The 9408-nt window shown below is 67.7% G+C and carries 13 protein-coding genes and 1 pseudogene; 10 read left to right on the plus strand and 4 right to left on the minus strand.

Annotated features, from left to right (window positions below):
- Positions 1-70: 70 nt before the first annotated feature.
- From A1351_RS15420 to A1351_RS25865, 3 genes and pseudogenes are all read right to left on the minus strand, one after another.
- The gene (locus A1351_RS15420) at positions 71-745 is read right to left on the minus strand and encodes an HAD family phosphatase (RefSeq protein WP_024881814.1); all 675 of its coding nucleotides are present in this window, start codon (positions 743-745) and stop codon (positions 71-73) included.
- 7 nt (positions 746-752) lie between these two features.
- A complete protein-coding gene (locus A1351_RS15425; protein ID WP_024881813.1) occupies positions 753-1403 on the minus strand; it encodes a SagB/ThcOx family dehydrogenase in 651 nt (216 codons plus the stop codon).
- Positions 1400-1615, minus strand: a pseudogene (locus A1351_RS25865) (hypothetical protein); the annotation flags it as partial. The gene A1351_RS15425 and the pseudogene A1351_RS25865, both read right to left, overlap by 4 nt.
- 181 nt (positions 1616-1796) lie before the next feature.
- Here A1351_RS25865 and A1351_RS15430 point away from each other — a divergent pair.
- The 10 genes from A1351_RS15430 to A1351_RS15475 are packed head-to-tail and all read left to right on the plus strand — an operon-like array spanning position 1797 to position 9127.
- The gene (locus A1351_RS15430) at positions 1797-2519 is read left to right on the plus strand and encodes an SIMPL domain-containing protein (protein ID WP_064033399.1); all 723 of its coding nucleotides are present in this window, start codon (positions 1797-1799) and stop codon (positions 2517-2519) included.
- A gap of 49 nt (positions 2520-2568) precedes the next feature.
- Complete coding sequence (gene atpD / locus A1351_RS15435; protein ID WP_024881811.1) at positions 2569-4029, plus strand: F0F1 ATP synthase subunit beta; 1461 nt, start codon at positions 2569-2571, stop codon at positions 4027-4029.
- Positions 4026-4472 carry a F0F1 ATP synthase subunit epsilon gene (locus A1351_RS15440; protein WP_024881810.1) on the plus strand — a complete coding sequence of 149 codons (447 nt, stop codon included), beginning with the start codon at positions 4026-4028 and terminating at the stop codon, positions 4470-4472. The genes atpD and A1351_RS15440 overlap by 4 nt, the downstream gene beginning before the upstream one ends.
- The gene (locus A1351_RS15445) at positions 4469-4759 is read left to right on the plus strand and encodes an AtpZ/AtpI family protein (protein ID WP_064033400.1); all 291 of its coding nucleotides are present in this window, start codon (positions 4469-4471) and stop codon (positions 4757-4759) included. Before A1351_RS15440 ends, A1351_RS15445 begins: the two co-directional genes overlap by 4 nt.
- A complete protein-coding gene (locus tag A1351_RS15450) occupies positions 4756-5037 on the plus strand; it encodes an ATP synthase subunit I (RefSeq protein ID WP_083967352.1) in 282 nt (93 codons plus the stop codon). The genes A1351_RS15445 and A1351_RS15450 overlap by 4 nt, the downstream gene beginning before the upstream one ends.
- Positions 5034-5714, plus strand: a complete 681-nt coding sequence (locus tag A1351_RS15455; RefSeq protein WP_024881807.1) for a F0F1 ATP synthase subunit A — start codon at positions 5034-5036, stop codon at positions 5712-5714. The genes A1351_RS15450 and A1351_RS15455 overlap by 4 nt, the downstream gene beginning before the upstream one ends.
- 16 nt (positions 5715-5730) lie before the next feature.
- Positions 5731-5976, plus strand: a complete 246-nt coding sequence (locus A1351_RS15460; RefSeq protein WP_003611173.1) for a F0F1 ATP synthase subunit C — start codon at positions 5731-5733, stop codon at positions 5974-5976.
- 13 nt (positions 5977-5989) lie between these two features.
- The gene (locus A1351_RS15465; RefSeq protein ID WP_024881806.1) at positions 5990-6736 is read left to right on the plus strand and encodes a F0F1 ATP synthase subunit delta; all 747 of its coding nucleotides are present in this window, start codon (positions 5990-5992) and stop codon (positions 6734-6736) included.
- Positions 6726-8249, plus strand: a complete 1524-nt coding sequence (locus A1351_RS15470) for a F0F1 ATP synthase subunit alpha (RefSeq protein WP_024881805.1) — start codon at positions 6726-6728, stop codon at positions 8247-8249. The genes A1351_RS15465 and A1351_RS15470 overlap by 11 nt, the downstream gene beginning before the upstream one ends.
- On the plus strand, positions 8246-9127 hold the full coding sequence (locus tag A1351_RS15475) for a F0F1 ATP synthase subunit gamma (protein ID WP_026598338.1): 882 nt from the start codon (positions 8246-8248) through the stop codon (positions 9125-9127). The genes A1351_RS15470 and A1351_RS15475 overlap by 4 nt, the downstream gene beginning before the upstream one ends.
- 87 nt (positions 9128-9214) lie before the next feature.
- Here the strand turns inward: A1351_RS15475 and A1351_RS15480 are convergent.
- The coding region (locus A1351_RS15480) for an ATP-binding protein (protein WP_198162191.1) at positions 9215-9408 on the minus strand (194 nt) is incomplete at its 5' end.

The following is a 9408-nucleotide window of genomic DNA, read 5'->3' on the forward strand; positions in this document are numbered from 1 at the left end:
CGTCGGACCACGACGTCCGCGACGACCATTTATGGCTCATTCTAGCGAGTGCGAGCAGAGCGACCGAATGTCACTTCCTTCCACCGATCTCGTCGATGTGGAACAGTAGATCGGCGGGATCGTCATAGACGCGAAACGCGCCAGACTGCCGCAGCTCGTCGGATCCGTAGCCCCCACTCGAAAGGCCGACGCCCAGCGCCCGGCATCGGGTCGCGGCGAGCATGTCCCATATGCTGTCGCCGACGACGAACGCCGTCGTTATGGGCGCGTTCAGCCGTTCGGCTGCAGCGAGAAAGAGGTCTGGGTCGGGCTTGGCGTGCGCGACCTGGTCGCGGGTGACGACCGGCGTGCGGGCGGGATCGACGCCGAGCGCGGCGAGATTGACGCGCGCCGTCTCCATGCGACCGCTCGTCGCGATCGCCCAGGGGACGCCGGCGTCGGTGAGCCATGCGAGGAGCTCCCGCGCGCCCGGGAGCGGGCGCACGCCGTCGGCGATCTCGAGATAAGCGGAGGCGTGGGCGGCGCTCAAACGGCGCACGCGCTCGGCGTCGATTTCCATGCCCGTCTCGCGCAGCAGCTGGTTGACGAACAAGCCCCCGCTCATGCCGACCTTGCGATGAATGCGCCAGACCGACAAATCGATGTGCTCCGCGTCGAGCGCCTTTTTCCAGGCGAGGACGTGCTGATAGACGCTGTCGACCAGCGTGCCGTCGAGGTCGAATAGGAAGGCCGGGTCGATGCGCATCGGGAGTTCACTCCATCTTCTTCGGAAAGCCGATCGTCTGCGACAAAAGCACCTGATGGTCGTGGCCGAGCCCCAGCGCCTGCGCGATCGCCTCGCGATCGATCCAGGCGCGGATCACAGTGGCGAGGCCCGCGCTCGCCGCGAACAAATACACATTCTGCGAGATCGCGCCGGCCGCGAACGAGGCGAAGCTCTCGCGCTGAGCGACCGGCACGAGCGCCATTCTCGTATGGTCGGCGACGAACACCAGATCGAGCGGCGCTTCGTCGACGAAATCCTGATAGCCGGTCACGCGCCTCATGTCGCTCGCTGCGACCAACCCCAGGGCGTGCGCCGCGGCGACGTAGAGATAAGCGCCAGAGGGCAGCGCGACATAGACGTCGATTTCCTGAGCGTCCAAAGCGGAGGGCGCGGTCCGTCCGCCTTCGGCTCGATTCACCCCGTCCGCGGCCCACAGCAGGTCGGACAGGAGCTGCAAGGGCAGCTCGTCCGGCGCGAATTCTCGGGACGAACGCCGCTCGGCGATCGCCTCCATCAATGGCATGCCGCCTTCCTTATGCGGAGGGGGAAGCGCGATCTGCGCCGCAGCGGCGTCTCGCGCAGGTTTCGGACGCAGCCGCCCCATCATGCCGAGCGCGAGCTTGGTCAGCGTGCTCATTGCGACGGCCTCCTCGTGAGACCATGCAATATCGTGGGGGAATGTAGATTTTCGAGGGCGGAGAAGAAATTTGCACATTCGGCGGAGGAGAGCTCCTTCAGCATTGAGCCGATCCTGTTCCATAGGGCGTCGACGGTTCGCTCGGGGGCTTTCCGGAGCAGAGCTTTGAGCTTGGAGAATGCCTTCTCGATCCGATTGAAGTCGGGACTGTAGCGCGAACGAGCTCGAGCGCCGTTCTCTTGCTTTTTCGTCGTTTTGTGAAGCTGGGGCGATATGTAGCGTGATAAAGTCCACGCTCCGCCAGTCGCCGAGGCTTCGGTGCGCCGAGTCGGGGGAAGCCGGAAGCGTGGAGCGTGCGATTTCGCCGCCAGCGGCGTCGAGCGAGGCAAGTCGATGACCCGAATACTCGCCGCAGCCTTGTCGAGCGCGCTCCTTCTCGCGAGCGCTTCGGCCGAGACATTGAAGGACACTCTTCCGCATATTTCCGTGACGGGAGAAGCCTCGGAGGAGGCGCTTCCCGATCGAGCGATCCTCCACCTGGACATTGTCGCGGATCGGCTCACCGCGACCGAGGCCGTGACCGAGAATGAGCGGAAGACGCGCTCCTTATCGGACGGCCTCGTTCGGCAAGGCGTGCCGATCGACGACATTCGCGTCGTCGGCGTGACGCTCCAGTCGGTCGCGACGGAGGAAGCCGCGCCGCGCGGCGCGCATGGAAAGCACGTCTCCAGGGGCTTTCGGGCGCGAAGCGAGTTGAGCGTGACGGTGAATTCGCTCGATGAGGCCGCGTCTTTGCTGTCTCGGGCGATCGACGCCGGCTCGAACGACCTTCGCGGCGTGGAATTCGTCGTCAGCGACGAAAGGACGCGCCTCGAACGACTGCGGATCGCTGCGGTGAAAGATGCGGAACAGCGGGCGAGAAACTATGTCGAGGCCGTGGGCGCCAAGCTCGGCCGTATCATCGAAATCGATCACCAGGAGGCGGTTTCGGCCACAGAGGCGAACGGCCGAACGGAGCCCTTGGCTTCCGCGAGCGGAGTGGCGTTTCTGCGTCTTCGGCCCGGCGTGCGACGGCTCACCGCCAGGGTCTCGGCGACTTGGGCGCTTTCGCGCTAGAATGTCCAGGATTTCGAACCAATCGGCGAGATGCTCGATCGGCGTGCAAATGAACGAGGCGGCTTCTTCTCACGCGAGCGCGGCGCGTCACGGCACGGTCTCGGCCGTTCGCGGCGCCGTGATCGACGTGCGCTTCGAGAAGGGCGAATTGCCGGCGATCGAGGACGCCTTGCTCGTCGAGGCCGACGGCGGACGTGAAATCTACGCCGAGGTGCAGGCTCATCTCGACCGGAACAGCGTCCAGGCCATCGCTCTGCAATCGACGGTCGGCCTGTCGCGCGGACGCCGGGTGAGAGCGACCGGCGGGCCGATCGAGATTCCGGTCGGCGACGCGACGCTCGGACGGCTGATCGATGTGACGGGAGCGATCGGCGACAATGGACCGCCGCTGCCGGCGGACGCGCCGCGCCGGCCGATCCATCGCGCGCCCCCGCCGCTGGCCCAGAGGCCGAGCGGCGGTGAGATTTTCGCGACGGGGATCAAGATCATCGACCTGCTGACGCCCATCGCTCAGGGCGGCAAGGCCGCCATGTTCGGCGGGGCGGGCGTCGGCAAGACCGTGCTCGTGATGGAGCTCATTCACGCGATGGTGACGGGCTATCGGGGCGTATCGGTGTTCGCCGGCGTCGGCGAGCGCTCGCGCGAGGGCCATGAGCTTCTGCGAGACATGGGCCGCTCCGGCGTGCTCGAGCGTACGGTTCTGGTCTATGGCCAGATGAACGAGCCCCCCGGCGCGCGCTGGCGGGCGCCGCTCGCCGCTCTCACCATCGCGGAATATTTCCGCGACGAGCAGCGCCAGAACGTGCTGCTGCTGATGGACAATATCTTCCGCTTCGTCCAGGCCGGGGCCGAAGTGTCGGGCCTCCTGGGTCGATTGCCGTCGCGCGTCGGCTATCAGCCGACGCTGGCGAGCGAAGTGGCGGCCCTGCACGAGCGGATCGCCTCGGTCGGCGGGGTCGGCGTGACGGCGATCGAGGCGGTCTATGTTCCCGCGGATGATTTCACCGATCCTGCGGTGACGACGATCGCCACCCACATCGACAGCATGATCGTACTCTCTCGACAAATGGCGGCCGAGGGCATGTATCCGGCGATCGATCCGATCGCTTCCTCCTCCGTGCTGCTCGATCCGCTGGTCGTCGGCGAGGCGCACGCCGAAGTCGCGACCGAGGTCCGCCGGGTGATCGAGCATTATCTCGAGCTGCAGGACGTCATCGCCTTGCTCGGCGTCGAGGAGCTCGCAGCCGAGGACCGCAAGATCGTCGGGCGCGCGCGGCGCCTCCAGCGCTTCCTGACCCAGCCTTTCACCGTCACCGAGGCCTTCACCGGAGCGCTTGGCCGCTCGGTTCCCCTCGCCGACACGCTCGCCGGCTGCGGCGCTATTCTCTCCGGCGCCTGCGACGATTGGCGAGAGAGCTCCTTCTATATGGTCGGGTCCATCGACGAGGCGGAGCAGAAGGAGAAAGCTGCCGCGCGCATGGACGCCGAGGCGGCGGGAGGCCGGCCGTGAGCAGAGCATTGCGGCTCGCCATCACCACGCCGAACGCCGTGCTGCTCGACGAAGCCGGCGTGCGATCCGTCCGCGCCGAGGACGAGAGCGGCGGTTTCGGCTTGCTGCCGGGCCACGCCGATCTGCTGACGGTGCTGCCGCCTTCGGTCCTGCGCTGGCGATCCGCCGACGGCGCCGAGCGCTATTGCGCGATCCGGGGGGGCGTGCTGACCGTCAGGGGCGGAGAGAGCGTGTCGGTCGCCTGCCGGGAGGGACTTCTCGGTCGCGATCTGCGCAAGCTCGACGCCGAGGTGCGCGCCGCGCGCGCGGCCGAGAAGGACGCGGCGGCGCGCGCGCGCGTCGAGGAGACGCGGCTGCACGTCAGCGCCGTGCGTCGCCTCGTCCGCTATCTGCGTCCGTCCGGCGCCTCGGAATTGTTCGGCGATGGAAAGGACGCGCCATGAGCGAGGCCGGCCCCGAACGGGAGCGCGATTCGATGGCGGAGGCCTCGCAACTGGCCGCCGAGCGGCGCGAGATGCAGCGCAGGAACGCCGAGCCCTCGCTCGGACGCCGACTGGGGCAGGTCGGCGTTCTCGGCTGGACCATCGTCCTGCCGGCGCTCGCGGGGCTGTTCCTCGGACGTTGGCTGGACAAGATGTACGACATGGGCGTCTTCTTCTCCGCGCCTCTCGTCATGATCGGCGCCGGAGCCGGCCTCTGGCTCGCCTGGAAATGGATGTCGCGCCAATGACCGTTTCCGCCGCCCCGCTCGCTCTTCAGCTCGTCCTCGGCGCGGGCGCGGGATTCGCCGCGGGCCTCGCTTACTTCCGGGCCCTGCGTTGGAATGTCGCCCTCTTCGAGCAGGGGGTGACGCCGAAGGCCATTCTCTTGCTCATAGCGCGCTTCGTTGCGCTCGCCGCGGCGCTCGCAGCCCTCGCGAAGATCGGCGCCCTCGCTCTGCTCTCCGGCGCGCTGGGACTGCTCGCGGCGCGCCGCGCCGTCCTGCGTCGTCTGAGGGGCCTCGAATGAAATCCTCGCCGCTCGCGCTCGAGCCCGGCTTCCAGCTCGGACCCGTGCCCGTCAGTAAGCCCGTCATCGTCACTTGGGCGCTGATGGCGGCGCTCGCTCTCGCGAGCCTTCTCGTAACTCGGCGGCTCTCGTTGCGGCCGGGGACCGGACAATCCGCGCTCGAGCTTATCGTCGAGACGCTCGACCAGCAGATAAGAGACACGATCGGCGTGGACCCAGCCCCCTATCGCGCCTTGCTCGGAACGATCTTCCTCTTCGTGCTCGTCGCCAATTGGTCGTCGCTCGTCCCCGGCGTGGAGCCGCCGACGGCGCGGCTCGAAACCGATGCGGCGCTGGCTCTGATCGTCTTCTTCGCGACCATCTATCACGGCCTGCGCACGCGCGGCCCGCTCGGCTATCTCGCGACATTCGCCGAGCCGAGCATTATCATGATCCCGCTCAATCTCGTCGAGCAGATCACGCGGACCTTCTCGCTGGTCGTCCGCTTGTTCGGGAACATCATGAGCGGCGTGTTCGTCATCGGCGTCGTGCTGTCGCTCGCGGGTCTGCTCGTGCCGATTCCGCTGATGGCGCTCGATTTGCTGACCGGCGCGGTTCAGGCCTACATTTTTGCGACGCTCGCCATGGTGTTCATCGGCTCGGCGGTCGATGGACACGGCTCGCGGGCGCGCGGCTAGACGAGAGCGAGGAAGAATGGACGACATTCAATATATCAGCGTGATCGCCGCCGCCGTCGCCGTGTCCTTCGGAGCGATCGGTCCCGCCCTCGCGGAAGGCAAGGCCGTTGCGGCCGCCATGGAGGCGATCGCGCGTCAGCCGGAGGCCGCTGGCGTCCTGTCGCGCACTCTGTTCGTCGGCCTCGCGATGATCGAGACCATGGCGATCTACTGTCTCGTGATCGCGCTTCTGCTTCTCTTTGCCAATCCTTTCGTCAAATAGGGCGTTCGCAGGCATGCAGATCGACTGGTGGACGCTCGGTTTGCAGACCGTCAACGCCCTCGTGTTGATCTGGCTGCTCTCCCGCTTCCTTTTCCGCCCCATCGCATCGATCCTCGCCGAGCGCGAGGCGATGGCCCGGCGGCTCCTGGACGACGCCGCCGCCGCCAAAGCCTCGGCCCTGACTCTGGAAGAACGCGCGCGCGCCGCCGTCGACGCGATGGCGGCCGATCGCGCGGCGACGATCCACGCCGCCACGACGGAGGCGAAGGACGCGCGAGACCGGCTGCTCGAGGTCGCCAGGGCCGACGCCGATCGCATGCGAGCGGACATGCGGACCGAGATCGAGCGCGCGGAACGATCGGCCCGTCGCGCCGAAGCCGAGCGCGCGAGCCTGCTCGCCGTCGACATTGCACGGCGTCTGCTCGAACGCTTGCCTGCATCATCCCGCGTCGCCGGCTTCATCGACGGTCTCGCGGACGCGGTCGCGGCTCTGCCGGAATCCGCGCGCGCCGATTTCGCCGCGCGCGGCGAGCCCATACTGACCGCGCCGCGTCCGCTCACCGCCGAGGAGGACGCGCTGTGTCGCGGCAGGCTCGAAAGCGCCTTCGGCCACCCGCTGAAATTCGAGCTTCGCGTCGATCCGACATTGCTCGCCGGCCTCGAATTGGAGAACGCCCACACCGGCATTCGCAACAGCCTGCGCGCCGATCTCGAGCAAATTTCCGCGACCTTGCTGACGGAGCCGGAAAATGAGCGATGAGCCGGCCGTCGCCGAATGGCTCGCGCGCGGCCGCGAGGCGGTTGCGAGGATCGATCTCGGGCCCAAGGTCGAGACGGTCGGCCGCATCGAGAGCTATGCGGACGGAATCGCCTTCGTCTCCGGCCTGCCGCAGGTCGCGCTCGACGAGCTGCTGCGTTTCGAGACCGGCCAGCTCGGATTCGCGCGCGTGCTCGAAGCGGATCGGGTCGGCGTGGTGCTGCTCGATCCGGGCGACGAGATCGAAGCCGGCGCGCGCGTCTTCGCGACCGGCGAGGTCGCGCGCACGCCGGTCGGGGAGGGGCTGCTCGGGCGCGTCGTCGATCCGCTGGGCCGGCCACTCGACGGCGGCGAGCCGATCGCCGCCGCCGCCTTTCATCCCGTCGAGCGCGACGCGCCGAGCATCATCGCGCGCGATCTCGTGACCGAGCCCGTCGAGACCGGCCTATTGGTCGTCGACTCCATGTTCGCCCTGGGGCGTGGTCAGCGCGAGCTCGTCATCGGCGATCACGCCACCGGCAAGACCTCGATCGCCATCGACGCCATCATCAACCAGCGCCGCTCGGACATCGTCTGCGTCTATGTCGCCGTCGGCCAGCGGACGACCTCGGTCGAGCGCGCGATCGAGGCGGTGAGGAGCGGAGGAGCCGCCGATCGCACGATCTTCGTCGTCGCGCCCGCCGCTTCGCCGCCTGGCCTGCAATGGATCGCGCCTTTCGCGGGCTTCGCCATGGCGGAGTTCTTCCGTGATCGCGGCGGCCATGCGCTCGTGGTCATCGACGATTTGAGCAAGCATGCGGTCACGCATCGCGAGCTCGCCCTGCTGACCCGGGAGCCTCCCGGACGCGAAGCCTATCCCGGCGATATCTTCTACGTCCATGCGCGACTCTTGGAGCGCGCCGCGAAATTGTCGAAGGCGTTCGGCGGCGGCTCGCTCACGGCGCTGCCGATCGCCGAGACCGATTCCGGCAATCTCTCGGCCTATATTCCCACCAATCTGATCTCCATCACCGATGGACAGATCGTGCTCGACCGCCGCTTGTTCGCCGCGAACCATCGTCCGGCCGTCGATGTCGGCCTCTCGGTCAGCCGAGTCGGCGGCCGCGCGCAGCCGGACGCCTTGCGCGACGTCTCGGGACGATTGCGTCTGCAATACACGCAGTTTCTGGAGCTCGAGATGTTCTCGCGCTTCGGCGGCATGTCGAACGCCCGCATCGAGCGGGAGCTGACGCGGGGCGAGCGCATTCGCGGCCTGCTGACGCAGCCGCGCTTTTCGCCGCTGCGCCTCGCCGATCAGGTCGCTCTGCTCGCGGCGCTCGACGCCGGCGTTCTCGATTCCCTTCCGGCGCGAGCCATTCCTGCGCTGACCGCGAGGCTTCCCGCGCATCTCGACTCGGTCGCCGCGCCGAGCGTCGCGGCGATCTCCCGTCACGCCCCGCTCGACGACGCCATGCGCGCGGATCTCGTGGCGCGGGTGCGCGATCTTTCGACAGAGCTCGCGGCGCGTCCCTCATGAGCGAGCGCTCCGCCGACATCAAGGTCCACATCGTCGCGACCCGGCAGCTCGAGAGCGTCATCACGGCGATGCGCGGCGTCGCCGCCATCCGAACGCGCGAAGCCCAATCGCGTCTTTCCGGCGTGCGCGCCTATGCGGGGACGTTGGGCGACGCCATCTGCGCGGCGCTGGCGCTGAGCGAGGAAGCGCCGCCTTCGCGGCTCGTCTCGGAGCGCCGGCCGGCCGGCGGCCATATCGTCCTGGCGTTCTGCTCGGAGCGCGGCTTCGTCGGCGCATTCAACGAGCGCATCCTCGACGCGGCGGCGCGGTTCGCTGACGGCGTCGAGCGGCCTGCTCTGTTCATCATCGGCGAGCGCGGCGCGACGCTCGCGCAAGAGCGCGGATCACGGGCCGATTGGACTCTGCCAATGGCGTCGCGCGTCGATGACGCGCCGTCGCTCGCCGACCGCATCGCGCAAGAGCTTTATGGACGCCTGGGGGAGGGGCTCGCCGATCGCGTGACGCTCATCCACGGCGCGCCGGGCGCCGCCGGAATCGAGATCGTCGCGCGCTCGCTCGTGCCGCTCGACCTCGCCCGCTTTCCGCCGGCGTCCGCCGCGGTTCCGCCCCTCGTCACATTGCCGCCGCGCGCGCTCGTCGAGGGCCTCGCGCAAGAATATGTCTTCGCCGAATTATGCGAGGCGGCGGTGCTGTCCTTCGCGGCGGAGAACGAGGCGCGAATGCGCGCGATGATCGAAGCCCGCGACAATGCGCACAAGACGCTCGAGCGACTGGAGGCGCGGCATCGGCAAACACGTCAGGAGGAGATCACTGAAGAGATCATCGAGCTCGCGAGGCCCGCGCCCCGCGGGGCGCAGGCTCGTCGAGGCGACGACTAAAGGGGTGTCGATTTCCGTCGAGATTTGACCCAGGATTTCCGTTGAGAACTGACCCGGGTTGAAGATGGCTTGCGGGTCAGTCGGTCGTCAAGTTTTGGTCTTCTCCTTTGCTGGCTTGTCCGCCTTCGCCGAGCTGTCCTTGAACCGGAAGCTGTCGTTCCCGGTTTCGAGGATATGGCAGCGGTGAGTGAGGCGATCGAGCAGAGCCGTCGTCATCTTGGCGTCCCCGAAGACGGCGGCCCATTCGCCGAAGCTGAGATTCGTCGTGATGATGACGCTGG

The sequence above is a fragment of the Methylosinus sp. R-45379 genome, from assembly GCF_001644125.1.
GTDB lineage: Bacteria > Pseudomonadota > Alphaproteobacteria > Rhizobiales > Beijerinckiaceae > Methylosinus.